At 60.6% G+C, this 24162-nt stretch carries 24 protein-coding genes; 7 read left to right on the top strand and 17 right to left on the bottom strand.

Annotation, left to right across the window (positions count from 1 at the left end; all coding sequences use genetic code 11):
- Positions 1–4 precede the first annotated feature (4 nt).
- The 4 genes from CCGE525_RS14085 to CCGE525_RS14070 all read right to left on the bottom strand — a co-directional run bounded on the left by CCGE525_RS14085 (position 5) and on the right by CCGE525_RS14070 (position 3164).
- On the bottom strand, positions 5–835 hold the full coding sequence (locus CCGE525_RS14085) for an anti-sigma factor family protein (protein ID WP_120704815.1): 831 nt from the start codon (positions 833–835) through the stop codon (positions 5–7).
- Positions 836–856: 21 nt separating this feature from the next.
- Positions 857–1372 (bottom strand): RNA polymerase sigma factor, encoded by a 516-nt coding sequence (locus CCGE525_RS14080; RefSeq protein ID WP_120704814.1) that lies wholly within the window; start codon positions 1370–1372, stop codon positions 857–859.
- A gap of 211 nt (positions 1373–1583) precedes the next feature.
- Positions 1584–2132, bottom strand: coding sequence for a hypothetical protein (locus CCGE525_RS14075; RefSeq protein WP_245472159.1), 549 nt, complete (start codon positions 2130–2132; stop codon positions 1584–1586).
- 111 nt (positions 2133–2243) lie between these two features.
- Positions 2244–3164: a metallophosphoesterase family protein gene (locus CCGE525_RS14070; RefSeq protein ID WP_245472017.1), complete on the bottom strand. Its 921-nt coding sequence runs from the start codon at positions 3162–3164 to the stop codon at positions 2244–2246.
- Positions 3165–3232: 68 nt separating this feature from the next.
- Between CCGE525_RS14070 and CCGE525_RS14065 the strand changes: the two genes are divergently transcribed.
- Positions 3233–3724: an NUDIX domain-containing protein gene (locus CCGE525_RS14065; RefSeq protein ID WP_120704812.1), complete on the top strand. Its 492-nt coding sequence runs from the start codon at positions 3233–3235 to the stop codon at positions 3722–3724.
- A gap of 10 nt (positions 3725–3734) precedes the next feature.
- Here the strand turns inward: CCGE525_RS14065 and CCGE525_RS14060 are convergent, their stop codons facing one another.
- Positions 3735–4724, bottom strand: coding sequence for a glutathione S-transferase family protein (locus CCGE525_RS14060; RefSeq protein ID WP_120704811.1), 990 nt, complete (start codon positions 4722–4724; stop codon positions 3735–3737).
- Between the two features lie 383 nt (positions 4725–5107).
- Here CCGE525_RS14060 and CCGE525_RS14055 point away from each other — a divergent pair, with 383 nt between their 5' ends.
- Both CCGE525_RS14055 and CCGE525_RS14050 read left to right on the top strand, forming a co-directional pair.
- A complete protein-coding gene (locus CCGE525_RS14055) occupies positions 5108–5677 on the top strand; it encodes a GNAT family N-acetyltransferase (RefSeq protein ID WP_120704810.1) in 570 nt (189 codons plus the stop codon).
- Between the two features lie 140 nt (positions 5678–5817).
- Complete coding sequence (locus tag CCGE525_RS14050) at positions 5818–7809, top strand: PhoX family protein (RefSeq protein WP_120704809.1); 1992 nt, start codon at positions 5818–5820, stop codon at positions 7807–7809.
- Positions 7810–7843: 34 nt separating this feature from the next.
- On the opposite strand, the gene CCGE525_RS14045 is transcribed toward CCGE525_RS14050, so the two are convergent.
- From CCGE525_RS14045 to CCGE525_RS14025, 5 genes are read right to left on the bottom strand one after another with little or no spacing between them, the layout of a single operon-like run.
- The gene (locus tag CCGE525_RS14045; RefSeq protein WP_120704808.1) at positions 7844–8269 is read right to left on the bottom strand and encodes a GNAT family N-acetyltransferase; all 426 of its coding nucleotides are present in this window, start codon (positions 8267–8269) and stop codon (positions 7844–7846) included.
- 4 nt (positions 8270–8273) lie between these two features.
- Positions 8274–10346 carry a hypothetical protein gene (locus CCGE525_RS14040; protein ID WP_120704807.1) on the bottom strand — a complete coding sequence of 691 codons (2073 nt, stop codon included), beginning with the start codon at positions 10344–10346 and terminating at the stop codon, positions 8274–8276.
- Between the two features lies 1 nt (position 10347).
- Positions 10348–13173 (bottom strand): DUF4159 domain-containing protein, encoded by a 2826-nt coding sequence (locus CCGE525_RS14035; protein ID WP_120704806.1) that lies wholly within the window; start codon positions 13171–13173, stop codon positions 10348–10350.
- A complete protein-coding gene (locus CCGE525_RS14030; protein ID WP_120704805.1) occupies positions 13170–14090 on the bottom strand; it encodes a DUF58 domain-containing protein in 921 nt (306 codons plus the stop codon). Before CCGE525_RS14030 ends, CCGE525_RS14035 begins: the two co-directional genes overlap by 4 nt.
- 26 nt (positions 14091–14116) lie before the next feature.
- A complete protein-coding gene (locus CCGE525_RS14025; protein WP_120704804.1) occupies positions 14117–15133 on the bottom strand; it encodes an AAA family ATPase in 1017 nt (338 codons plus the stop codon).
- Between the two features lie 168 nt (positions 15134–15301).
- On the opposite strand from CCGE525_RS14025, the gene CCGE525_RS14020 reads away from it, so the two are divergent.
- Genes CCGE525_RS14020 through CCGE525_RS14010 form a run of 3 tightly spaced genes read left to right on the top strand, consistent with a single transcriptional unit; the run spans position 15302 to position 17810 of the window.
- On the top strand, positions 15302–15925 hold the full coding sequence (locus CCGE525_RS14020; RefSeq protein WP_120704803.1) for a DUF1285 domain-containing protein: 624 nt from the start codon (positions 15302–15304) through the stop codon (positions 15923–15925).
- On the top strand, positions 15922–16557 hold the full coding sequence (locus CCGE525_RS14015; protein ID WP_120704802.1) for an NUDIX hydrolase: 636 nt from the start codon (positions 15922–15924) through the stop codon (positions 16555–16557). The genes CCGE525_RS14020 and CCGE525_RS14015 overlap by 4 nt, the downstream gene beginning before the upstream one ends.
- Positions 16554–17810, top strand: a complete 1257-nt coding sequence (locus tag CCGE525_RS14010) for a CCA tRNA nucleotidyltransferase (RefSeq protein ID WP_120704801.1) — start codon at positions 16554–16556, stop codon at positions 17808–17810. The genes CCGE525_RS14015 and CCGE525_RS14010 overlap by 4 nt, the downstream gene beginning before the upstream one ends.
- A gap of 16 nt (positions 17811–17826) precedes the next feature.
- On the opposite strand, the gene CCGE525_RS14005 is transcribed toward CCGE525_RS14010, so the two are convergent.
- The 3 genes from CCGE525_RS14005 to hemF all read right to left on the bottom strand — a co-directional run bounded on the left by CCGE525_RS14005 (position 17827) and on the right by hemF (position 19429).
- Complete coding sequence (locus CCGE525_RS14005; RefSeq protein ID WP_120706406.1) at positions 17827–18012, bottom strand: DUF1059 domain-containing protein; 186 nt, start codon at positions 18010–18012, stop codon at positions 17827–17829.
- A gap of 132 nt (positions 18013–18144) precedes the next feature.
- Positions 18145–18423, bottom strand: coding sequence for a hypothetical protein (locus tag CCGE525_RS14000; RefSeq protein ID WP_120704800.1), 279 nt, complete (start codon positions 18421–18423; stop codon positions 18145–18147).
- 94 nt (positions 18424–18517) lie between these two features.
- A complete protein-coding gene (hemF, locus tag CCGE525_RS13995) occupies positions 18518–19429 on the bottom strand; it encodes an oxygen-dependent coproporphyrinogen oxidase (protein ID WP_120704799.1) in 912 nt (303 codons plus the stop codon).
- Between the two features lie 169 nt (positions 19430–19598).
- Between hemF and CCGE525_RS13990 the strand changes: the two genes are divergently transcribed.
- On the top strand, positions 19599–19859 hold the full coding sequence (locus CCGE525_RS13990; protein ID WP_120706405.1) for a hypothetical protein: 261 nt from the start codon (positions 19599–19601) through the stop codon (positions 19857–19859).
- 11 nt (positions 19860–19870) lie between these two features.
- Here the strand turns inward: CCGE525_RS13990 and CCGE525_RS13985 are convergent, their stop codons facing one another.
- The 4 genes from CCGE525_RS13985 to CCGE525_RS13970 form a co-directional block, all read right to left on the bottom strand.
- Positions 19871–20281 (bottom strand): VOC family protein, encoded by a 411-nt coding sequence (locus tag CCGE525_RS13985; RefSeq protein WP_120704798.1) that lies wholly within the window; start codon positions 20279–20281, stop codon positions 19871–19873.
- Positions 20282–20482: 201 nt separating this feature from the next.
- Positions 20483–22126: a Na/Pi cotransporter family protein gene (locus CCGE525_RS13980; RefSeq protein WP_120704797.1), complete on the bottom strand. Its 1644-nt coding sequence runs from the start codon at positions 22124–22126 to the stop codon at positions 20483–20485.
- Positions 22127–22338: 212 nt separating this feature from the next.
- Entirely contained in the window at positions 22339–23505 is a 1167-nt protein-coding gene (locus tag CCGE525_RS13975) for a hypothetical protein (RefSeq protein ID WP_120704796.1), read from the bottom strand.
- A gap of 116 nt (positions 23506–23621) precedes the next feature.
- Complete coding sequence (locus CCGE525_RS13970; RefSeq protein WP_120704795.1) at positions 23622–24083, bottom strand: tRNA (cytidine(34)-2'-O)-methyltransferase; 462 nt, start codon at positions 24081–24083, stop codon at positions 23622–23624.
- Positions 24084–24162 lie beyond the last annotated feature (79 nt).

Genomic DNA, 24162 nt, shown 5'->3' with positions numbered 1-24162 from the left:
CAACTTAAATTTCTGTCGATACCCGATTGGCGATCTCATCCAGCATCGCATCGGAAGAGGGGCCGACGACGGCATAGGCGGTGCCGTTGCGGCGCCATGATACGACGCTTACGTCGTCCTTGATGGTCTCGTCAAAATTGCCGTCGGCAGCTACGCCTTCATCCTTCATGAAACAGATGGCGATGACATCGCCGTCGAGGTCCTTGTAGATCAACTGGCCCGTCGGCTTGCCGTCGGCGATGAACACGCGTGCGCCTTGGAAGACCAATCCGTCGGCGGCGAGATCCGGCAGATTGAATTTCACACCGACGGTGCCTGTCAGCCATTTGGTTATTTCGTCAATCTCGGTTGCCTGCACTTCGACGACATGGTGCGGTTGATGCGAATAGATGCGGTGATAGGCGGCGATATCGTCCAGCCATGTGCGGCTCGGCGCTGGTGCGGCGGTTGGTGCAACTGGAGCGGCAGCCGGTGTGCCTGACGGCTGGATGCCGAAGAGATAGCCTATGCCACCGCCGACCACGAACAGGACAAGGGCGGCAGCGAGCGCCTGACGGCCGGTCGGAGCAAGCTTCAGGGATGGCGGCGAAAGGCGAGGGGCAGGTTCGCGCGCCTTCGGCGCTTGTGCGCTTTTGATGGAGCGCACAAGCGCCAATGGCACCGGCTCCTTCAGCACCTCGTCGAAAGCCTTGCGGCCAACATCGGAGCCGTGCTTCAGCTCATTGAAAATCCGGCGGGCTTCCGGGTCGGAGGCAATGAGCCGCTCTAGCTCTTCTTTCTCCTCGCGGCTTGTCTCGCCGTCCATAAAGGCGGACAAACGAGCTTCAAGCGGCATTTTCTTCATATCCTGCAATGCTTAAAACCTTCGCGGCGAGCGGCTGTGACCTTGAGTTGCCAGGCGAAGGCGAGCGCTGGAAAGCCGCGACGTCACCATCGACAGGGGAATGCCAAGAATATCGGCCGTCTGCTTGTAGCTGTGCCCTTCGACATCGACGAGCAGGAAGACACTGGCAAGTCCTTCGGGCAAAGATGTGACCATTTGGTGCGCTTCGTTTGCTTCGACCGGATTCGTATGCGTGCCCGATGCAGCCAGCTCGCCTTGCTCCAGTGCGCTGCCCTTGGTGGCGGGCCGCAGTCGGTGACGGCGGGACTCATCGACCCATTGATGGCGGGCCATGGTGTAGAGCCAGCTTTCCAGCCGGCCATCATTGTTCCAGAGATGGAATTTCGCAATGCCGCGTTGGCAAACGCTCTGCACGAGTTCGTCCGCTTCAGCCAGATCGCCGGTCAGCGTTACAGCGAAGCGCCGGAGCTTCGGAAGAAGGCCGACCAGATCGCGTCTGATGTCGATGGCTGCTACCGGCGTGGGCATTGTCTTTCCAAGGAGACGTTGGAGGTTGTCGAGCTGCAGGTGTCTTCCAGCAAAAGATGGCTTTTCTTCGGGAAAAAGCTAACTGGGCCGAAGGATTGTCCTGTGTTGGTATGAACCATTTTCGTGCCGTTTCGCAAGTCTTCAAAAAGCGGTTGTGTGCTTCCTCTCCACTTCTCACATGATCTTGAGGAATGGTGTGTCCGCGCCTCCTTCAATACCTGATTTGACCATTCAGCGATTGCAGCAGCGAGCGATAGGCCCAGGTGTTTTCGCCGCCGCGGTCGCGGATTTCGACAAGCTGCACACGCGCCGCCCGGACATCGCCCTGCTCGAGCAGCGCCTGGCCCATATAGGAGCGTGCGAGGATGTAGTTCTCGTCGCGCTGCAGGGCCTCGCGATAATAGGTCATGCCGAGCTGCATGCGTCCGGCCTTGCGGTTGGAATAACCGAGATAGTTGAGAATGCGGGGATCGTCCTGGTTCTTGGCGAGCTTCAGGACGGTGATGGCGTTGTCATATTGGCCCGCATAGGCGAATTCGCGCGCCGCCTGGAAAAGCTGATCGTCGTTGAAACCGCTTTTCTGCGGTTTCACGCATTCTTTTTTATCCTTGTCCCAGACCTTGCCGTCCGTGCATTTGGTTGTGGTTTTGGTCTTCGGTGGCGGGGCCGTCTCGTCGCTCTCGGAGCCGGCAGCGAGGGCCTGCAAGCTGACGCCGAACAGAAATCCGACGGCAAGCGCCGCCACGGCAGAACTCTTCATCGCTGCACCAAAAGCCATGATATCCTCCAGAAATCACGTCGAAGAATTGTAGCTCCGGATATTCGAAAACGCTACCGAAACGACAGAAGAGCATTCACAAAATGCCACAGATTATGACGGCAGGATATCGACGCCTTGAGGCTGTATGTCGTCGCCTCGTGCATTGAGGCTAAAGCGCTCGGCCTTGAGTTCCCAGGCGCCGGGATGGCCCGCAATGGTGAAGAGATTGTAGGCGGCAGCCGGCTTCAGCCCGCCAGGACCTTGCGAGGCCGACGCGATACCGACGACGGGCACCTGACCGGTCGGCCCCCTCAGCCAATGCAGCGTGTTGAGATGAGTGTGGCCGTGCAGGACCAGTTCGGCGCCGCCGGTCGAGATGACTGCAGCGAATCGGCGGATGCCGATCATGCGCTTATAGAAGCTAGTGGCACCCCGGATTGGCGGGTGGTGGATCATGACCACGCGAAAGAGGCCGGCCTCTCCGGCGGCGCGCAGCATATTCACGGTCTCGCGTGCCTGCCTGGCCGAGTAAAAGCCACTGGCCGCAAAGGGCGGCGTCGCCACCGCCGTCGAGCAGCCGATCAGCGCGACATTGTCGCGAATGCGCAAATAGGGGAAAATGCGCCGGTCCTCCTGCCAATCAGCCGGCGCATGGTCGCCCTGGACATAGGGATACCAGGCGCGCATGGCCTTCTCGTAGGAGCCGGGCACATAGGCATCGTGATTGCCGGGCACGACGGAGGTGAAGGCTGGATCGCCAAGCGTCTTCAGCCATTCGGCGGCGGTGCGGATTTCGATGCCACTGGCGAGATTGACGAGATCGCCGGTCACGGCAAGATGATCGGCCTGCTTTGATTTGATGTCCTCGAGCAGAAGGTCGAGCGTCCCACCAAAAAGATGCTTGCGCCGGTTCCGGTGCCAGTTCACAAATCCGGTAATGCGTTTGGAGGCCAATTCTCTGATCGAAAGCCGTGGCAGGGGGCCCAGGTGAATGTCGGAAATATGCGCGAGCTTGAACATGAGATGAGACATAGCTCAGTCTATTGTCAAAACAAATACATCGGTTTTTCGATAGCCGATCCCAGCACGGGAGCCGGGGCATGAACGACGGCGCTGCTCCCGACGAGGCCCGCGGTTGGCGAGCCAAGCTGTTCGGCAGAATGCTGCATAGCTATTTCGTGCTGACCCGCAGCATGACCATGGGCGTGAGGGCGGCGTGTTTCGATAAGGAGGGGCGGCTTTTCCTGGTACGGCATTCCTACGTCGCCGGCTGGCATATGCCGGGCGGCGGTGTCGAGCGCCACGAGACGGTGGAGCAGGCGCTGACGAAGGAATTGCGAGAGGAGGGCAATCTGGTGATATCGGGCCGGCCGCAGCTCTTCCACGTCTATTTCAACAACCGGATCAGCAAGCGGGATCACGTCGTCTTCTACCGTGTGGAAGTCGAGCAGACTGCGCCACGCAAGCCGGATCTCGAGATCGTCGAAAGCGGTTTCTTTTCGACCGACGCCCTGCCGCCCGGAACGACCAAGGCAACCTATCGGCGGCTGAAGGAGCTGGAGGGCGACGCGCCGCCCTCGAATTATTGGTAGCCTTGCCGCCTCAAGCCGCCTTTGCCAGCCGCTCTCGTGCATGCGGTCGATCGAAATCGAGCTCGGGGCCGATGGGGACGATGCCGGTGGGGTTGATCGTCCGGTGGCTGCGATAATAGTGATTCTTGATGTGCATGAGGTTGGTCGTCTCGGCGACGCCGGGGATCTGGTAGAGGTCGCGCAGATATCCGGGCAGGTTGCGGTAATCCTCAATGCGGCGGATATTGCATTTGAAATGGCCGACATAGACCGCATCGAAGCGGGCGAGCGTGGTGAATAGCCGCCAATCGGCCTCGGTCAGTCGGTCGCCAAAGAGGTAGCGGCTTCCTTCCAGGCGCTTGTCGAGCATATCCAGGGTTTCGAACAGTCGGCGGACATTCTGCTCATAGGCGTCCTGTGTGGTGGCGAAGCCGGATTTGTAGACGCCGTTGTTGACCGTATCGTAGACGATCTCGTTCAGCGCATCGATGTCGCCGCGCAGGTCCATCGGATAAAAATCGTCCTTCGAGCCCGTCAGCCCGTCAAACGCGCTGTTGAACATGCGGATGATTTCGGAGGATTCGTTATTGACGATCGTTCCGGTCTGTTTGTCCCAGAGGACGGGAACGGTGACGCGGCCGGAATAATGCGGATCGGCTTTGACGTATATTTCCCAGAGCGCTTTTGCACCGAAGAGATGGTCGACGGTACCCCCATCCTGGCCTTTGAACTCCCAGCCATTTTCCAGCATTAGCGGATCGACGATGGAAACGGAGATGAGGTTTTCGAGCTTCTTCAGCTTGCGGAAGATCAATGTACGGTGCGCCCAAGGGCATGCTAGCGAAACGTAGAGATGGTATCGGTCTGCCTCAGCCTTGAAGCCGCCCGTACCGCTCGGGCCAGGGGTGCCGTCCACGGTGACCCAGTTGCGAAACTGCGAAGCGACGCGTTTGAAATGGCCCTTAGCTTCTTTGGTGTCGTACCAGACGTCATGCCAAACGCCGTCAACCAACATGCCCATTGCCTATCCTTTCGGAAATCCTATCGAGAAACTTGAATTGGAAAATACGGTATGTTCGCCGAATTTCGAGGCAGCAAACGATGAACAGTGCGTCACAGACATGATCCCGAACCGAAGGACCGCGTAACGAAAAGTGCGAAGCGGTTTTCGGATGAAATCATGGTTGATCAAACGACATGATGCCGACACGATCATGCCTCAAGAAACAACCGCTCGCATTTTACATTGGACGGGCGGAATATTTCCTGCTATCGGGCTTGCCATACTTTGAGGACCACTTGTCATGAAAGCAACCAGAAGCCTGCGACGACGCCGATGATCCCGAACGCTCGACAAGCGTTTTCGAGAACCATTCCGTCTGTCTATCTGGTTTCTTTGGTCTAATGCACAAGCACGATCTCGTCTACCTCACTGAGGACGCGTCGCATGACGCTGTCATCGAACTCATCAACGAAGAAGCATTCGGTCCCGGCCGGTTCACTCGTGCCGCAGCGCGGATTCGTGAGCAGGGGCCGCATGACCGCTCGCTCTCCTTCATCTGCGCCGACGACGGCGAGACGATCGCCTCCGTTCGGATGACGCCGGTCCTGGCCGGTTCGGTCAAGGGGCATCTGCTGGGACCGCTCGCCGTCCGGCCGTCGCACAAGAACCAGGGCATCGGCCGCGAGCTCGTGCGGATTGCCGTCGAAGCAGCCAAGCGCAAAGGGTCGGAAGCCGTGATCCTGGTGGGCGATCCGCCGTATTACGGTCCGCTCGGCTTTGAGAAGGTCGCTTACAATGCACTGGCGTTTCCGGGGCCGGTCGATCCGAACAGGGTTCTCGTCGTGCCGATCGCCGCCGATATCCATGCGCGGCTGACGGGTACGATCGCCTGGCGTGACGCAGCCATCCCGGTTGTCGTCGGCGACAGGGATGACGACGAAGATTTGCCGCTGACGGCAATCGCGGTCTAGCCATCAAGATTTCCACAGCCGCTGATAGCGTGCCGCCTGCACGCTATCAGCGCGGGCATTTTTCATGTGTCTGTCATGTAGCCAACCTAGAGTTTTCTCGGTCCTAATTTAGGACTCTTGCTAAACCTGGGGGTAATGCAATGACCGGAAATTTCACGCAGAAAGACATATTCCCGACCAGTCAGCTGGAAGAGGCCGGCGGGGAGGGCCACAATCGCACCGACAATCCGACGATGGGGGAAATCATCGGACGTCGCTTTTCGCGCCGCGGTTTCCTGCAGGGATCGCTCGCCGTTTCCGCGATCGCTGCGACGGTGGGGCCGCTCGCTTTGGTGAGTGCGGAAAAGGCACGTGCGGCCGGCGGCTCGGCTTTTGCTTTCAAGGAGGTCGAAGCCGGTGTCGATGCCGATCATCATGTGGCGGAAGGCTATGACGCCAACGTGCTGCTGCGTTGGGGCGACGCGCTCTTTGTGGATTCGCCAGCCTTCGATCCCAAGAACCAGACGGCCGAGGCGCAGCGTCGCCAGTTCGGCTACAACAATGATTACGTCGGCTACATCCCACTGAACGGCTCCTCCGAGAATGGGCTGCTGGTGGTCAATCACGAATATACCAACCCGCATCTAATGTTTCCGGGCCTGGTGACGATCGCCGACGGCAAGATCAAGCAGGCACCGCTGAGCCGGGCGCAGGTCGACATCGAAATGGCCGCGCACGGCGGCACCATCGTCGAGATCCGCAAGGTCGACGGCAAATGGCAGGTCGTGCCGGACGGCCAATATAACCGTCGCATTACCGCGATCACCGAGATGCAATTGACCGGTCCGGCCGCTGGCGACGACCGGCTGAAGACGTCGGCCGATGCGACCGGCGCCAAGGTCATCGGAACGCTGAACAATTGCGCCGGCGGGGTCATGCCTTGGGGCACCTACATCATGGCCGAGGAAAACTTTCACGGCTATTTCTCCGGCAAGCTGCCGGAGGGTCATAAGGAAGCCGCCAACTACAAGCGTTACGGCGTGCCGGAAAGCGGCTACGAGTGGGCCAATTTCTACGATCGTTTCGATCTTTCAAAGGAGCCGAATGAGCCGAACCGCTACGGCTGGATCGTTGAAGTCGACGTCTTCGATCCGCAGTCGGTCCCGAAGAAGCGTACGGCACTCGGTCGCGTCAAGCATGAGGGGGCGGCCAACATCGTCTCCAAGGATGGCCGGGTGGTCCTCTATCTCGGCGACGACGAACGCTTCGATTATGTCTACAAATTCGTGACAGCTGGCACGTACAATGCGGCCGACCGCGGCGCCAATCTCGACCTGCTCGACAATGGCACGCTATATGCGGCGAAGTTCTCCGAGGACGGGACGCTGCAGTGGCTGCCGCTGACCTTCGGCCAAGGCCCTCTGACTGCGGAAAACGGCTTTGCCAGCCAGGCCGACGTCCTGATCGAGACGCGTCGCGCCGCAGATCTGCTCGGCGCGACCAAGATGGACCGGCCGGAAGACATCGAGCCCAATGCCGTCAACGGCAAGGTCTATGTCATGCTGACCAACAACACGAAGCGCAAGGCGGAACAGATCGACACCGCCAATCCGCGCGCCGACAACGCCTTCGGTCACATCATTGAGATAAGCGAGGATGACGGAGCGTTTTCGGCAACGTCGGGTAAGTGGGAGGTTCTGCTGAAATGCGGCGATCCTTCCGTTGCCGACGTCGGCGCCTCCTTCTCGACGGATACGACGAAAAACGGCTGGTTCGGTATGCCGGACAATTGTTCGATCGACGCTGCCGGCCGCCTCTGGGTGGCGACAGACGGCAACAACAACAAGGCAACCGGCCGCACCGATGGCCTTTGGGCCGTCGATACGGAAGGCGATGCGCGGGCGACATCGAAACTGTTCTACCGCGTGCCTGTCGGTGCCGAACTTTGCGGCCCGCTGTTCCTTCCCGATAGCCAGACAGCGTTCGTCGCCGTGCAGCACCCTGGCGATGGCGGCGACGATTGGTCCGGTCATGGCCGTCCGTCCTATTATGAGGACCTGTCGACGCGCTGGCCGGACTTCAAGCCGGACATGCCTGTCCGGCCGGCAGTAGTGGCCATCACCAAGACCGGCGGCGGCAAGATCGCTGTCTAAAGCTTTGTAATCAGCCGACTATCGCCCCGCTGCTTCAGCGGGGCGATAGTTTTTTCTGCAGAAAATAGCGGCTGCGGCCGATCGGAAAGTCCGGCAGCTCGCCGAAGATGGCGTAGCCTCGCCGCTGATAAGCGCGCAGCGCCTGCGGATTGAAGGTATCGATCCAGGCGCCATGGCAGCCGCGGACGATCGCTTCCGCCTCGGCGGTTTCCAGCAGCTTTCCTGCCATGCCCTGGCCGCGCAGCGTTTCCGGCACGAACAGCCACTGGGTAAACAGCCAGCCCCAGCCGGTATAGCCGGAGATGCCGCCGATCGTCTTGCCGCTGTCATCGCGAATGAGAACGGCCAGCGGGCGGCGTCCTGAGGGGCCGATATCGACGACGTTAAAGGCAGTCAGGCCTTCGCCGATCGCCGCGAGGTCACCTTCGGAGGGGGCGTCCGTCACATCAAATAGAGGCATGAAATCACCGTCCTTCACGCCACCACATGGCGGAGAAGGCGAAAAGGAGGGCGGAAAGACCGGCAATGCCCGCAAAAAGTGGCAGTGTGTTGATGCCCTTCAAGACGGTCTCATCGGTCATGCGGATGGTTAAACGTTGATCGTCGGCGATGCGCACAGCGCCGCGCACCGGTAGAACGGGCGGGACCGTGACATTGCCGTCGGCACCGGCGACACGGGTGACAAGCCCCTTGGTCTTTTCCGCCAGGGGTTTCAGCGTTTCGGTGGTCGAGATCATCGCCTTGAATTCCGGCGCGTCGACGGCGCCGACATGTACCAGCGTCGAGAGATTGCCGTTGGTGATCTGGTAGAGGCCGATCTCGTCCATGTGCTTCTCAGCCTGATAAAGACCTGGCTGCGCCTGTTTCAACTGCACGGTCTGTGTTTTGCCGGAAGGCGCTTTGATAGTGGCAGGGCCGGGATCGTCGCCGATCGTCTGGCGAGTGACTTCCAGCGAACGACCGGAGGCGCGCGCCGTCAGCGCCTCTTCCTCCAGAGCCGGCTCCTTTAGCAGCCAGTGCGCAATGCGGCGATAGAGCGAGACATGCGGCCCGCCGCCTTCGAAACCGCGCGCCCAGAGCCAGCCTTCGTCAGACAGCAGCATGGCGACCCGGCCCTGACCGACGCGATTGAGCACCAGCAGCGGGTGATTATCGGCGCCGACCATCACGGTCTGGCCTTGCGGCTTCTCGACATCTACGCTGCGGAACCAGCGGCCCCAATGCGGTGGCTCGGAGTCGGATCCGTCAAGACCGCGTGTGACCGGATGCTTGCGGCCCTGTTCCGACAGGCGCGGATAGAAGGGCTTCTCGATCATCTGGCCGGTCGGCTCGGCCGGCAGCACCGAGGAAAGCGGCGTAAGCGCGATCGAGTTGCCAGCCGCATGTTCGGGACCGGCGGCCACCAGCAACGCTCCGCCGTTTTCAACATATTGAGCCATGTAATCATAATAGATCGCCGGCAGAACGTTGGGACGGTCCTGATAGCGGTCGAAGATGATCAGGTCGAAAGAATTGATCTTGTCGACAAAGAGCTCGCGCGTCGGGAAGGCAATCAGCGACAACTCGTTGATCGGCGTACCGTCCTGCTTATCCGGCGGACGCAGAATGGTGAAATGGACAAGGTCGACGGAAGGGTCTGATTTCAGGAGATTGCGCCAGGCGCGCTCGCCGGCATGCGGTTCGCCGGAAACGAGCAGCACGCGCATGTTCTGACGGATGCCTTCAATCAGCTGAACCGTGCGGTTATTGACAGGCGTCACTTCGCCCGGCACTTCGGCAACGGCAAACTCGAGCACGTTGTTGCCGGCGCGCGGCACCTTGAAGCTGAAGGGCGTATCCTGGCCAGGTGTCGCCCGCAGCGTGGCGATCTCATCGCCGTTCATCCGGACGGTCACTGCCGCGGTACCGCCGGGGCTCTTGCCGTCGTCGACGACACGCAGCACGAGCTGCTGTTCGTCGTTGACGATGCCGAAGCGGGGCGCGCGCACCACCTCGATACGCCTATCGAACTCGTCCGGCTTGCCGGTGATCAGACCGTGGATCGGCGCGTCGAAGCCGAGCGCCTGATTGACGCTGGGAATATCGTGAATCTGACCGTCAGTGAGGAAGACTGCGCCGCCGACGCGGCCGGACGGCACATCGGCAATCGCCGAGGAAAGCGCAGCGAAGAGCCTTGTCGAGGGCGATTCGGATTCGGCAGGTTCGCGCACTTCGACGATGCGAGGCTCGATGCGCGGGAATTGCGCCAGCCTGTCCTTCAGCGCTGCCAGTGCATCGTCGGTCATCTTGATACGCTCCGGCGTCTCTTGGCTTGGGCTGCGGTCGACAATGACAGGGACGATGGTGGAGAGCTGGTCTCGGTCCTCTTGCATCAACACGGGATTGGCGAGTGCCGCCAGCAAAGCGAATGCCGCCAGCGCACGGATCCAGCCGCCACGCATGCGCCGGAAGATCGCAAGCGCGGTGATGGCAAGCGTCAGGACCGCGAGGGCGACGAGAACGGGCCAGGGCAGGAAGGGGGCGAAACCGATATTCATCTTATTGCCCCAACCGTTCTAGGATGTCCCCGACATGCACCTGGTCAGATTTATAATTACCGGTCAGCATGTACATCATGATGTTGACGCCGGTGCGGTAGGCATATTCGCGCTGTGTCTCGTCCGGTGGTACGGTCGGCAGCAGCGGCGAGCCATTGTCGTCGGTCGCCCAGGCGCCGGCGAAATCGTTGCCAGTGATCATGATCGGGGTCACACCGTCCGAAGAAGAGACAGCATTACTGTCGCCGCGAGTATCCTGCCGCGCCTCGATCCAGAGCGGGCTGTCGGCGTAGCGGCCCGGAAAGCTCGACAGCAGATAGAACGACTTCGTCAGCACATGGCCTTTCGGCACGGGCTCCAGCGCGGGAATGTCGAGATTGGCGAGGATCGTTTGCAGCCGCTGACCGTTCGGGCTCGGCGTGGTGTTATCGCCCATCGTGTCGATGGCGTCGCGCGTGTCGAAGAGCACTGTGCCGCCGTTGCGCATATAGGCATCAATGCGGTTGATGGCATCGTTGGACGGCATCGGCGCGGTGGCGGAAATCGGCCAATAGATGATGGGATAGAAGGCGAGCTCGTCCTTGGCGAGATCCAGACCGACCGGTGGCCCGGGCTCCAGTGTGGTGCGATAGGTGAGAAAATCGGAGAGGCCGGCAAGGCCGCGCTCGGAAGTATGGTCGACGTCGGATTCGCCGGTGACAACATAGGCAAGATGGGTCTTGTCGAGCCGCGAATAAATGGTGTCGTCGCCGGGCTTGGAATCGTCGGCCCAGCTGTTCGTCGGATGCAGGAAGATAGCAACCGAGACTGCAAGCAGCAGCACTGCGGCACCGCCGGCGATTGTCTTCGTCGATTTTCTGAGGCGTGGGAAGGCGCCATTCATGAAAAGCACGATCAGGCTGTCTGCCAGCAGCACCAGGAAGGCAATGGTGAAGAGGATCGGCTTGGCCGACCAGGCCTCGCCGCCGATAAGACCCTCACGCGCAACCGACAGGCTCGCGCCGGAGGCATCCAGTGGCTTAAGCTCCGCGCCGTCGGGCAGGACGTTGACCGCGGTAAAGCCTTCTTCGGAGCCGTAAAGGCCGGGCGGGTTATCGAAGTTGGCAGCGATTGCGCCTTTTTTGTTCGGATCGAGCGGACGGGCATTGCCGATTTCGCTGGTCAGCACGCCTTTGGCGTTCAGAAGTCGGAATGGGGGCATGGCTTCGCTGGTCCTCGGCGCACTTTCGGTCGAGGTGACCCCGCCGGAACGTGAAAGCTGCACGATACGGCGCAGCATCTCCACAAAGTCGCCCGAGATCGGCAGGTCGGACCATTCGGGTTCGGCGCTGACATGGAACAGCACGATGCGGCCTGCCTGCATCTGCTTTTCGGTCACCAAGGGCGTTCCGTCGGCAAGGCTTGCCCATGTGCGTTCGGCGAGATCGGGTGTCGGTTCGGCCAGCACTTGCCGCTTGATGAGGACGTTGGTGGGCTTCGGCATGCCGGCAAAGGGGCCGAAGGAGGGGAAGTCCGAAAGCGGCTGCGGTTCGGCCCAGGAGAGTGCGCCGCCGAAGTTGCGCTCGCCCTGGCGCAGCGTCACCGGCACCAACGGGTCGTCGGCGGGAGCGGCGGCAAGGCGTGGACCGGCGAAGCGCACCAGCGTGCCGCCATTCTGGATCCATCGCTGCAGTGGAGCGTAGCTTTCCTGCGGCAGACGGCCGACATCAGCCATGATGATGACGGAGGGATTGCCGTTGAGCAGCTCGGGGATCGACTTTGCCAGATCCGCGCTGTTCGGCTGGACCAGATCGGCATAGGGCTGCAAGGCGCGCTGGATGTAATAGAGTGGTGACAGGATCGGCTGGAATTCGTCGGCAGCCTGCCCGGACAACAACGCCACGCGGCGGCGCTTGAAGCCGTCATCGAGCAGATGCACGGTACCAGCGCTCGCGTAACGGTCGATGCTGATGCGGGCAAAATCATTGCGCATCTCAAAGGGGGCCGCGATCGTACCGGTCGCGACCGTCTGGCCGCCACCGAAATTCAACGAACCAGAAGCGATCGGCCGCCCTTGATTGTCCAGCGCGCTGAGCCCAAGCCGGAGCGGGCTGTTGCCGTTCAGCCGAGTGGCGGTGACAGTCATGTTGTCAGCGGCGTTGGTGGCGCCGGTGACTGCCAACACCTCGCTGCCGTCGCCTTCGATCAGCCGCAACTCGCTCGGCTCCAGGGCGGAGAGCTGTTTGAGAATATCGTCGTTGTTCCTGCTTTCGACGCCGTCGGAGAGGAAGGCGATCGTACCGGGCTTGGTGCCGTTCAAAGCGGCCTTAATCGCCTGGACGGCGCGCTGGCGATCCGGCACCAGCGGCCTTGCATTGGCCGCATGTAGCTTGTCGCGGGCGGCGGTGGCGGCACCCGGCGTGCTGTCGTTGCGCTGGTCCGCGGTAAAAGCGATGGAAACGGGGACGCCTTTGGCGTCGGCGTCGTCGATCAGCGCATCGGCCGTTTGCACACGGCGATCCCAGTCGGTAGCGCTCGCCCAGCTATTGTCGATGATGAGCACCAAAGGGCCACCGCTCGACAGCGTATTGGTGCGCGGGTTGAATGTCGGATTGGCGATGGCGAGAATGACGAGAGTGGCAAGCACCATGCGCAGCAGTGTCAACCACCACGGACTGCGAGCCGGCGTTTCCTCGCGCTTCAGAATCTTTGCCAGAATACGCAGCGGCGGAAAGACTTCCGCTCTCGGATGTGGCGGCGTCAGGCGCAGCAGCCACCAGATCGCCGGAAGCAGGATCAATGCGCCGAGAATCGCCGGGGAGGCGAAAGCGAAGGGGAGTGCGCTCATGGCTGCCCTCCAAGCGTCGCTTTGGCCGGCATGCCGGAAAGATACATATGTACGGCGACCAGCGCTTCCGATGCCAGCCGATCGGTGCGGTGGCTCACGAAGGTCCAGCCGAGATGGCGCAGCGACTGGCCAAGATTTTCACGGCGGGCGAGGTAGGCTCGCCGATAATCTTCGCGCAGGTTTTCGGCACGGCCCGCCACCAGCTTCGAGCCGTTTTCAGGATCGGTGAATTCGGTGCGGCCGCTATAGGGAAAGATTTCCTCGGCCGGGTCGGCGACCTCGACCACATGGCCGCGCAATCCCCGGCGGGCAAGCGGACCGATCCTGCTCATGACACTGTCGGCATCGTCCAGAAAATCGCCGATCAGCACGATGTCGCTCCACCCACGGATCATGGCCGTCTGAGGCAGGCCGCCTTCGAGCGGCGTGTGCGTCAATGCCGCAGCCAGGCGTTCGGCGGCATTGCGGGCAGAGACCGGCTCCATGATGCCGGGGCAGCCGATACGTTCGCCGGAACGGGCGAGGATTTCGGCAAGCGCCAGCATCAGCACCAGCGCGCGACCTTCCTTCGAGACATGGCCGTAAGTCGATTTGTACATCATCGACGGCGACATGTCGGCCCAGAGCCAGATCGTATGAGCCGCTTCCCATTCGTGGTCGCGGATATAGGTATGGTCGTCGCGGGCCGAGCGGCGCCAGTCGATGCGCGACAGGCTTTCGCCTTCGCTATACGGTCGGAACTGCCAGAAATTCTCGCCGATGCCGCGCTTGCGCCGGCCATGCCAACCGGCAATCACGGTGTTGGCAATGCGCTTGGCTTCGACAAGGCAATCCGGCACGAGGGCAGCGCGGCTGCGGGCTCGGGAGAGGGCATCATTGCCTGGGGTCGGGCTGACGATCTGTCCGATGGATGCCACGCGCTATACTCTCCTCGACACCCTTGTTACGATCTCGACCGTTTGATCAGCCCTGCGATCACGTCCCGCACCGACATGCCTTCGGCGCGCGCCGCAAAAGTCAACGCCATGCGATGTTCCAGCACCGGCTCGGCCAGCGCGTGTACGTCGTCAAGCGAAGGAGCGAGCCGGCCTTCATAAAGGGCACGGGCGCGGGCGCAAAGCATCATCGCCTGGCCGGCCCGCGGGCCGGGACCCCAGGCGACATGCTTGTCGGTCGCCTCATTGCCCTGGCCGGGGCGAGCGGAACGCACCAGCGACAGGATGGCATCGACAACGCCATCGCTGACCGGCATCTGGCGGATCAGCTTCTGAATTTCCATCAATCGCTCGGCATCGATCACCGCATGCGGCGTCGCTTCGCCAAGGCCTGTGGTTTCGAGGAGGATCTTGCGTTCGTCGGCAAGCTCCGGATAACCGACGTCGACCTGCAGCAGGAAACGGTCGAGCTGGGCTTCCGGCAGCGGATAGGTACCTTCCTGCTCCAGTGGGTTCTGGGTTGCCAGAACGTGGAACGGCGCCGGCAAATCGTAACGCTGGCCAGCAATGGTGACATGATATTCCTGCATCGACTGGAGCAGCGCCGACTGGGTGCGCGGTGAAGCTCGGTTGATTTCGTCCGCCATCAGCAATTGCGCAAAGACCGGACCCTTGACGAAACGGAAGGAACGGCGGCCGCTTTTTTCATCCTGGTCCATGACTTCGGAGCCAAGAATATCTGACGGCATCAGGTCCGGCGTGAACTGGACGCGATTGGCGGCAAGGCCGAGAACGGCGCCGAGCGTGGTCACCAGCTTGGTCTTGGCAAGGCCAGGCACGCCGACAAGTAGGGCATGGCCGCCGGCCAATACGGCAAGAAGCGTGTTCTCCACAACGCTCTCCTGGCCGAAGATGACCTTCGAGACCTCGGTACGAATGGAGGCGATATCGCTCAACGCCTGCTCGGCGGATGCGATGATGGCCTGGTCGTCGAGGCTCGTTTCGGTCGATTTGATCATGCCCATTTGCGTCTCCAACGGCTGAAAAACGGTACGCGCGATTCGCAGACCTTACACATTTGCCTCATAATCAATACAACTTATCGCCATCAAGAAGGCTGACAAGCGCGTTTCGAATGACTATCTCGTGAGAAACGGTCGTATTCGTAACTAACCACAAACCGGGACGGAAGAATGGCAACCGAAGAAATCAGGGGGGCGAGCGACGCGGCAAGTTTGGCTGCGCTGATTTCACGTGCAGCCGGCGATGCCGGTGGACGCAAGAAGAACCTGCCGCCCGTCGACGGCTGGAATCCGCCGTTTTGTGGCGATATCGACATGGAGATTCGCTCCGACGGCACATGGTTCTATATGGGAACGCCGATCGGCCGCGCGCCGCTGGTCAGGCTATTTTCAACGGTGCTGCGCAAGGATGCGGATCAAAAGACCTATCTCGTCACGCCTGTCGAAAAGGTCGGCATCCGCGTTGTCGACGCACCCTTTATCGCCGTCGAGATGAGCGTGACCGAGCGCGAAGGTAAACGGGTGCTGACGTTCCGCACCAATGTCGGCGATGTGGTCGAGGCAGGCAGGGAGCATCCGATCCGGTTCATCATTCGCGGCGAAAATGACGAACTGAAACCCTATCTGCATGTTCGCGGCCGGCTGGAAGCGCTGGTGACGCGGGCCGTAATGTATGATCTCGTCGAACTCGGCGAGACTGCGGTGATCGCCGGGCGCGAGATGTTCTGTGTGCGCTCCGGGGGCACCATCTTCCCGGTCATGCCGCTTGCCGAATTGGATGCCCTGACGCGATGAGCGAATATCCCCTTTATTCCGCCACCGAATTCCGGCGCCGTGCGCTCAATCAGAGCGGCGGCCCGGTCGAGCTTGCCTGGCGCGACCATGGCGACCACGCGCTCAATCCGGATAACATCTTGCACGTCGAGGGTCTGAAGCTGCGCGACGCTGCGGTGCTGGTGCCCGTGGTGGACGACGGCGACGACGCCAATGTCATTTTCACGCTGCGCACCTCGACATTGCGCAAGCATTCCGGCCAGATCTCTTTTCCTGGCGGCGCCATCGATCCGGAAGATGCTTCGCCGGAAATGGCGGCGGTCCGTGAGGCCGGAGAAGAGATCGGATTGGCGGATGTTTTCATCGAGCCGGTGGCACGGCTGCCATTTTATCTGGCTGCGACCGGTTTCCGCATCACGCCAATCCTTGCGGTGGTCAAGCCCGGCTTCGAACTGGCACTCAATCCGACCGAGGTGGAAGATGCGTTCGAGGTGCCGCTTTCCTTCCTGATGGACCCCGGCCATCATGCGACCGACAGCATGGTCTGGCAGGGGGTCGAGCGTCATTTCTATCGCATGCCCTACGGTCCGCGTATGATCTGGGGCATTACTGCCGGCATTGTGCGCACACTTTACGAAAGGCTCTATTCATGACCTCCGTGGCCGGTGAGACCTGGTTCCAGGACGGGGCGCTGCAGCAGGTGCTGGCTTTGTTGAACGCTGATGGCGGCGAGGGGCGTGTCGTAGGCGGTGCGGTGCGCAACAGCCTCTTGGGACTTCCTGTTGCCGATATCGATATCGCCACGACGTTGCTGCCCGAAACGGTCGTCGAAAGGGCTGCTGCCGCTGGTGTCAAGGCGGTGCCGACGGGCATCGCGCATGGGACGGTGACGCTGGTCGTCGATGGAAAACCTTTCGAAATTACGACCTTGCGGCGCGATGTTGAAACGGATGGCCGCCGTGCTCGTGTGGCCTTCAGCGATGATTGGCAGGCCGATGCCGAACGGCGCGATCTCACGATCAACGCGCTCTATGCGTCCACCAATGGCGAAATCGTCGACTTGGTCGGCGGGCTTGCCGATCTGGAACGCCGCAATATCCGCTTCATCGGCGATGCGGCAACGCGGATTGCCGAGGATTATCTGCGGATCCTGCGCTTCTTCCGCTTTTTCGCCTATTACGGCAGCGGCAGACCAGATGCGGACGGATTGCGCGCCTGCGCGGCTGCGCGGTCGAAAATCGCGACGCTTTCGGCGGAGCGCGTCTGGTCGGAGATGAAGAAGCTGCTCGCAGCCAACGATCCCGGCCGCGCTCTGCTCTGGATGCGGCAGGTCGGAATTTTGACCGAGGTGCTGCCGGAGACCGAGAAGTGGGGTATCGATGCCATTCCGGCGCTCGTGGCCACGGAACAGGCACTGAGCTGGACGCCCGATCCGCTGCTGCGGCTGGCAGCCATCGTGCCGCCAGATGCTGCAAGGTTGGCCAAACTTGCAGAACGGCTACGGCTGTCGAAAGTGGAAGCGGGCTACTTGCAGGACTGGGCGAATGCGCCTGGTGTCAAGGACGATGCGTCGGAAGCGGCCTTTGATCGCTTGCTTTACCGCTATGGTGCACTTGGCATAGGCGCTCGGTTGAAGCTTGCGCTTGCTGTCGCACGGGGCAAGGCGGAAGGCGATTTCGAGGAGATGGCGCGCACGGCACGGCTGAGCAAGTTGCTCGAGCGGACGACGCGCTGGAAGAAGCCTGTCTTTCCGGTCAACGGCGCAGACGCTTTGGCCGCGGGGCTCAGTGCAGGGCCTCGGGTCGGCGACATCCTCGGCAAACTTGAACAACAATGGCTCGACAGCAACTTCGCTCTGACCCGAGCGGCTCTTCTCGCCCGGCTCAAGGAGTTGATCGAGTCCTGATGGTTGTCGTCAGCAATCAGGCGGCGTTCGCTTCGTCGCGAATGCGGGCCTTGATATTTTCGATCATATTTTCGCGGATGATGGTCTCGCCATGGGTGTTACGCATGTGCTCGACGGCACGGCGAACAACCTCGGCATCGTCATTGGCGCGTGTGTGCCAGTCGCAGCCGGGAACGAGCGTACCACATTCGAACAGTCGCATATCTGCCTCCTGATATTTCGACGCCACGAAATCTTTCATGCCGAACGGCATGAAGGTCAAAACGCAAAAGATGGGGAAAGGTTTCGGACGTCCGGCAGGGCCTCCACCCTGCCGGACCATGCTCTCCGGATATTAATCCGGCATAGCCCAAGATTTGAAGCAATCCGAAGATTGATACTTCGGAATGGGCGTTTGTCTTGCCGGACGGTCAGACACCATGCGAGCGACATCGCCTGGAGACTTGCCGGCCAACTGCATTCTGACCTGCTCTACGAAGCAGGAGAGTGGCAGATCGGACCCGCTTCTGATCCTCATATCCTCAGCCAGCCGGATTATGAACTCCGGCGTATCGACTGTGCGCGAAAGCTTTTGTTCGTTCGCGGCTTCTGCCACTTGATTCTGTACTGCCATTACAACCTCCTCCGATTGAAACGAGCATTACCTAACCTAGGTACTCCTCCTAACTATTCCTTCAGGCTTTTTCTGATTATTTACGCTTGGCACTCTAAGGCCAACGCACGACGGGTGGCAAGGACGATAAGATAGACTCCACATTACCGCCTGTCTTTAGCCCGAATATTGTACCCCTATCGTAAAGTAAATTGAACTCCACATAGCGCCCACGACGAATTAATTGTTCGTCGCGATCGCCCTCGGACCATACGTCATTGAAATTCGAGCGCACGATCCGGGGATAGACCATGGAAAATGCGCGTCCGACATCGCGCGTGAAGGCGAAATCGGCATCCCAACCGCCTGCTTCTTCCCCAGAATGCAGCCAGTCGAAGAAAATGCCGCCGATGCCACGCGGTTCATTGCGATGCTTCAAATAGAAGTAATCGTCGCACCATGTCTTATAGCGCTGGTAGTCCGCAACCGCGTGACGGTCGCAAACAATCTGCATCGCGCGATGGAAGAGGACGCTGTCGGAGTCCTCCTGGGTACGCCGTCGGTTGAGCATCGGCGTCAGGTCGGCGCCGCCGCCAAACCAATGGCTGGTCGTTACCACCATGCGCGTGTTCATATGCACGGTAGGCACATTCGGATTGACGGGATGGGCGATCAGCGACAGGCCGGAGGCCCAGAAGCGCGGATCGTCTTCGGCCCCCGGAATCTGACTGCGGAAGTCAGGCGAGAATTCGCCGTAAACGGTGGAGGTGTGGACGCCGACCTTTTCGAAGACGCGGCCTTCCATGATCGACATGCGTCCGCCACCGCCTTGACCGTTCTCCCTCAGCCAATCCTTGGCGACAAAACGCCCCGGCTCCTGGTCCGAAAGGGGGCCGGTGAGCTCGTCCTCCAACTGCTCGAACTGGGCGCAGATTGCGTCGCGCAGGCTTTCAAACCAGCCCTGTGCGGCCTCTTTCTTCTCTTCGATGTCCTCAGGCAGTCCCTTGGGAAGTTCCGGTCGTTCCATGCATGCTCTCCGGCGGTGCGGGCCGTACGAGGCCCGCGATTCGCTTATTGTCGATTCCCGGTCTGAATATCAGCATCATCGCATCGTCACCAGCGCGCTGGGCTCGCCGGAGAATCGACTCGCAAATTGCCAAATGCGGTATTATCTTCCCTCTCGAAGGCGAGGTTTCATGACGAAAATACCCGGACCGCCGCCCCTCGACGGGTTGAGACGCAGAATATCACGTTACCGGCAGGAAAAGCCTACCGGCAGCAAAGGTGATTTTGTCCGGGAGACCTTTTGTCTCAGTCGCCCGGAAGCGCGGGCCAAGGCGCGCGAGTGGTTCGACGAATTTCCGAAAGCCGCCTATTGGACCGAAGTCGAAAGCTGGCGGCAGGTCGAAGGCGATCGTATCGAATTCACCATGCGGCGCCTGCCGTCTGCCGATTGAAACGACGGACTTCAAGCGGTCGAACGCTCGCAATTGATCATCCACGGCACGCCAAATTTATCGACCAACATGCCGAAACGCTCGGCCCAGAACGTCTCGCCGATCGGCATGGTCACCGTGCCGCCCTCTTGCAGTGCTGCAAACAGCTTGTCCGCTTCTCCGGCCTTATCGACTTGAAGGGAAACCGAGAAGCCGTATTTCTTGCCGGTTTCGCCCGGTCTGCCGTCCGAGGCCATCAAGACAGCGTCACCGGCCGTCAGCCGCGCGTGCATGACCTTCTCGCGCCAGTGCGCAGGCGTGTGGCTTGCCACATCCGGATGGCTGTAATCCATGACGGTGAGTTCACCGCCAAGACACTGATGGTAGAATTCCATGGCTTGGCGGCAATCGCCGTCGAAGATGAGATAGGCATTCAGACGCATGACGTTTCCTCCATGTGTCATTTGTGAATGACCTACAGCATAGGCTTCTAAAATGGCGATAATGCAATGATGAGGGAATTTCTGTATAGTTGAACGAAATCAGAGCATAAGAGACGGCTCTTTACTTCCATCTGCGAGCTTTACGCCGGCTGCGCCAAAAAAATGGCCTTGAGGGCCTTTACTGCGGCGGGCCCGAACCGGCTATTGTGTTTTCCGCAGCCGGCTCTCGATCAGTAGTCCGCTTTCATCCAGGATCGGATGCGCCACGGAGACGATGTGGGCGTTGATGCGCTTCAGGTCGCGCAGCATGTCGAGATGGAGCGAACTGGTCTGCAGGCTGTCGACGCGGCCGTCGCGCAGGCGCTCGAGGTGACGCTCGGCGGATTGTTTCTCTAGCCGGCGGACATCGACCTTGACCTCCATCAACTGGCGGGCGAGGTTGAAATCGCGGGTGACGAAAATGGTCTGGGCGATGCGCAGATTATCGACCGTCAGGTCGAAGAGGCTCAGCAACTCCTGGTAGCCATCCTCAGAGAAGGTCAAGCCCTTGCCGATCTTCTTTGCCACCTGTTCCGCCAGGCCTTTTTCGATGATGTCGCCGATATGTTCGAGGTTGATGGCGTAATCGATGATGACGATCGAGCGACGGGCGTTTTCATCATCCAGCCCTTCACGCCCGAGCTTCGATAGGTAGATCTTCACCTCCTGCTGGATCCGGTCGACGCGCTTTTCCAGGATCGCGATTTCCTTCAGAGGAGCCAGATCGCTGTTGTTGAGCGCGTTTTCCGTGCGGATCAGCATACGCTCGATGAGATCGCCAACGCCCAGGACCTCGCGCGTCGCGCTCGCCAAAGCAACGACCGGCGTGTTTAGGGCTTGCTGATCGAGAAACTTCGGCCCGTCGTCGGCCAGCGGATCGTCCGGGATCACCCGCTGCATCATGCGTGAGAGGAAGGGAGAGAAAGGCCAGGCGCAGATGGCAAGGACGATGTTGAAGAGCAGGTGGACGTCGACCGGCAGCTTGGCCGGCAAAAAAGGCAGAGCCTGCATCCATGCGCCGATATAGCCTGCGAAGGGCAGGACAAGGAGGCAGCCGATGGTGCGCACGATCAGATTGCCAAGCGTCACCCGGCGCGCAGTGGCAGGGCCGGATAGGGTGGCCATGACGGGCGGGATCGCGCCGCCGAGATTGGCGCCGAGAACGAGCGCGACAGTCAGGGCCGGAGAGAGGATGCCAGTCGATGCGAGCGACAGGATCAGCACGACCATGGCGAGACTGGACGACGAGGCGAAGGCGAGCACAGCCGAAAAGATTAAGGCAACGGGCAGAGCGTCGTCGAGTAGGCCAATGAAGGCGGCAAGAGCTGGCGATTGCCGCATCGGCGCGGTGGCGAGGCTCAGCAATTGCAGCGACAGCAGCATCAGGCCGATGCCGATCAATGCCGTGCCCGCGCCCTTTTGGGTGGTGGATGAGCGGCGATAGAGCACGATACCAATGAGAATGATCAGCGGTGACAGCCATTCGATGCCCGTCGCGACGATCCAGGCTGTCACAGCGGTGCCGACATTGGCGCCGAGCAGCACGATCTGCGCCATGCTCGGCAAGACGAGATCGCGCTCGACGAAGGAGGCGATCATCAGCGCGGTTGCGGTCGAGCTCTGCAACGCGACCGTTGCCACGAAGCCTGCGATGAAAGAGCGAAGCCTGCCACGTGTGCCGCTGGCAAGGCCAGTTCTGAGCTTGGCGCCGAAGGCGCGCGATACTCCATCCTTCACCTGCGCAAGGCCGAACAGTAGCAAGGCTACGGCCCCGAACAGATTGATCATTACGACTGTGGATTCCATTTCGTCTTTTTATGTCTTTCTCATGCTTCCATGTTTCCAGCGATTATCGGAGATCGAACGGAAATCACTGAAAATGCTTGGATTTAAGTGTCTGGACGCGCCACGTGAATTGCGGCGATTTTCATTGCCGGCTAAGGATTATACGCTTGCGACGGGCCGCGGTCCAACACTGTGAGCGACATATCTGGACAATATTTGCGCAGTGCCTGATTTTAGTGCGGTTTCGGCGGCTGCGTCTCACCGGAAAAGTCCGCTTGCATCGGCGGGACATCGGGCAAGGTTCCGTTCGAGAAGGCTTCCTTCACCTTCTTGATCGTCGCGGGCCGTCGCATTGGCGGCTCCGTGGGGGATGGGACTACGGTTTCGGTCGTTGCCGCAGCCGATGCCTCCGGCTTGGCCACGACATGCAATGCAGGCGCCGTTTCGGGCTTTTCCGAAGTCGCGGCCGTGGCCAAAATCTGCTTCAGCACGGAAGTTACCGGCAGATGGCCGTTCAAATCCGTGTTGGTGTGATGCCAGGCATGTGGGATCCGCTGATCGGCTGGAATGAATGGCCGGGAGTTCATCTCCCCGAACCAGTCCCATTCGCCGATGACATCGACCACATCCGAGAAGGTCGGCGGCATGGCGATGCGAGTGCCGACGGTTATGATCTTCACCGTCTCCGCCAGTTGTGCGGCCCGGGCTTCGTCCTCCTCGCAGAGATCGTGAAGGGCAGCCGAAATCACCAGATTGCCCTTGGAGTGGCCGGCAAGCAGGCGGAAGGAGAGGCGGGGGTCGGCAAGAAGGGCTCGCACCGTCCTGGTGTTGAGACTGCTGCGGGCGGCTATCTCACCGCCGTTCTCGTCGGCGACACCGAATTGAGGTCGTCCGGCAAGATCGTCCAGGATCTCGAAGATGGGCCGCAGGCCTTTCAGATGGCCGAAGAAGAAATGGCCGCCAAACGCCTCGGTGATGATGTCAGCCAGACCATATCCAGAGACGACGACGGCGACCGGCGCGCCGATCGCGTTGGCGACATTGCGGGCGAAGGCTGCCGCGCCGAGAGCCGATCCGCCGATGCCGGCGGCCGCCAGCGCCCGCGCCTCCTGGCCGCCGCGGACCACAAACTCTTCCAGCGTTTCGCAAAGGGTCAGCTTGGCGCCGCCGCTCGGTGGCACAATCATGATCGAGCCTTCGGCCGCAAGTGATCCGCTTATATAGAAGGCCTCTTCCGGGGTAATGACTTTGACGTCATAAAACAGCGCATCGAGCGCAGTGTTGCGCTGGCGGAGAGCTTCCAGGGTGAGATTGCGCACCGGAGAGCGCTGCAGCCGCTCGGGTAGTGTGAGAGTGCGCGCGAATTGAGTGAGGGTGAGGGTGAATGCCGTCTGGAACATGGGTCACCTCGCCAGGGTTGCCGTTAGGTAAGGCATTTCCAAGCCAAAGCTTCTCACACTTTACCGGGCATGCCAACGGCAATTGGCCGCCGCAGCCTTCAGTTTTGCCGCGACATTTACGACCAGTTTGTCTGCCGCAGCGCCTCACCCGATATCATCGCAGCCGACATGGCGACATTGATGGAGCGCTGGCCGCCGACCATCGGGATCAGGATCCGGCCATCGGCCTTTTCATGCACATGATCGGGCACACCGGCGCTTTCGCGGCCGAAGAGCAGTATGTCATCCTTCCGGAAGGCGAAGTCCGTGTAGCGTTCGGCGGCCTTGGTGGAGGCGAGCACCAGCCGGCGCCCGCTTTCCGCCCGCCAGGCCTCGAAACGTTCCCAGTTGACATGTCGCGTCAGTGTGACTGCGGCAAGATAATCCATGCCGGCGCGCTTGAGGTTGCGATCCGATATGTCGAAGCCGGCCGGCTCGATGATATCGACGCCAAGGCCGAGGCAGGCGGCGAGCCGGAGGATCGTGCCGGTGTTGCCGGGGATGTCGGGCTGATAGAGAGCGATGTGCAGCGAAGTCATGGTCTGCAACTAGCGGAATTGCCGGGAGTTGTCTTCGCCTTTTGTCGAATCCCTCTGTTTCTGTGATGTCTTCATCAGC

It is taken from the genome of Rhizobium jaguaris, from assembly GCF_003627755.1.
Taxonomy (GTDB): domain Bacteria; phylum Pseudomonadota; class Alphaproteobacteria; order Rhizobiales; family Rhizobiaceae; genus Rhizobium; species Rhizobium jaguaris.
This window is presented reverse-complemented; position numbering and strand designations above follow the sequence as displayed.

Bases quoted from the DNA above. Each gene is read 5' to 3' on its own strand.
- CCGE525_RS14075 (WP_245472159.1), bottom strand. From the start codon at position 2,132: ATGAAGAGTTCTGCCGTGGCGGCGCTTGCCGTCGGATTTCTGTTCGGC.
- CCGE525_RS13985 (WP_120704798.1), bottom strand. From the start codon at position 20,281: ATGCGTCTGAATGCCTATCTCATCTTCGACGGCGATTGCCGCCAAGCC.
- CCGE525_RS14060 (WP_120704811.1), bottom strand. From the start codon at position 4,724: ATGGGCATGTTGGTTGACGGCGTTTGGCATGACGTCTGGTACGACACC.
- CCGE525_RS14055 (WP_120704810.1), top strand. From the start codon at position 5,108: ATGCACAAGCACGATCTCGTCTACCTCACTGAGGACGCGTCGCATGAC.
- hemF (WP_120704799.1), bottom strand. From the start codon at position 19,429: ATGGAACGACCGGAACTTCCCAAGGGACTGCCTGAGGACATCGAAGAG.
- CCGE525_RS13970 (WP_120704795.1), bottom strand. From the start codon at position 24,083: ATGACTTCGCTGCACATCGCTCTCTATCAGCCCGACATCCCCGGCAAC.
- CCGE525_RS13980 (WP_120704797.1), bottom strand. From the start codon at position 22,126: ATGGAATCCACAGTCGTAATGATCAATCTGTTCGGGGCCGTAGCCTTG.
- CCGE525_RS14015 (WP_120704802.1), top strand. From the start codon at position 15,922: ATGAGCGAATATCCCCTTTATTCCGCCACCGAATTCCGGCGCCGTGCG.
- CCGE525_RS13990 (WP_120706405.1), top strand. From the start codon at position 19,599: ATGACGAAAATACCCGGACCGCCGCCCCTCGACGGGTTGAGACGCAGA.
- CCGE525_RS14085 (WP_120704815.1), bottom strand. From the start codon at position 835: ATGCCGCTTGAAGCTCGTTTGTCCGCCTTTATGGACGGCGAGACAAGC.
- CCGE525_RS14010 (WP_120704801.1), top strand. From the start codon at position 16,554: ATGACCTCCGTGGCCGGTGAGACCTGGTTCCAGGACGGGGCGCTGCAG.
- CCGE525_RS14040 (WP_120704807.1), bottom strand. From the start codon at position 10,346: ATGAATATCGGTTTCGCCCCCTTCCTGCCCTGGCCCGTTCTCGTCGCC.
- CCGE525_RS14080 (WP_120704814.1), bottom strand. From the start codon at position 1,372: ATGCCCACGCCGGTAGCAGCCATCGACATCAGACGCGATCTGGTCGGC.
- CCGE525_RS14020 (WP_120704803.1), top strand. From the start codon at position 15,302: ATGGCAACCGAAGAAATCAGGGGGGCGAGCGACGCGGCAAGTTTGGCT.
- CCGE525_RS14005 (WP_120706406.1), bottom strand. From the start codon at position 18,012: ATGCGACTGTTCGAATGTGGTACGCTCGTTCCCGGCTGCGACTGGCAC.
- CCGE525_RS14045 (WP_120704808.1), bottom strand. From the start codon at position 8,269: ATGCCTCTATTTGATGTGACGGACGCCCCCTCCGAAGGTGACCTCGCG.
- CCGE525_RS14025 (WP_120704804.1), bottom strand. From the start codon at position 15,133: ATGGGCATGATCAAATCGACCGAAACGAGCCTCGACGACCAGGCCATC.
- CCGE525_RS14050 (WP_120704809.1), top strand. From the start codon at position 5,818: ATGACCGGAAATTTCACGCAGAAAGACATATTCCCGACCAGTCAGCTG.
- CCGE525_RS14065 (WP_120704812.1), top strand. From the start codon at position 3,233: ATGAACGACGGCGCTGCTCCCGACGAGGCCCGCGGTTGGCGAGCCAAG.
- CCGE525_RS14070 (WP_245472017.1), bottom strand. From the start codon at position 3,164: ATGTCTCATCTCATGTTCAAGCTCGCGCATATTTCCGACATTCACCTG.
- CCGE525_RS14000 (WP_120704800.1), bottom strand. From the start codon at position 18,423: ATGGCAGTACAGAATCAAGTGGCAGAAGCCGCGAACGAACAAAAGCTT.
- CCGE525_RS13975 (WP_120704796.1), bottom strand. From the start codon at position 23,505: ATGTTCCAGACGGCATTCACCCTCACCCTCACTCAATTCGCGCGCACT.
- CCGE525_RS14035 (WP_120704806.1), bottom strand. From the start codon at position 13,173: ATGAGCGCACTCCCCTTCGCTTTCGCCTCCCCGGCGATTCTCGGCGCA.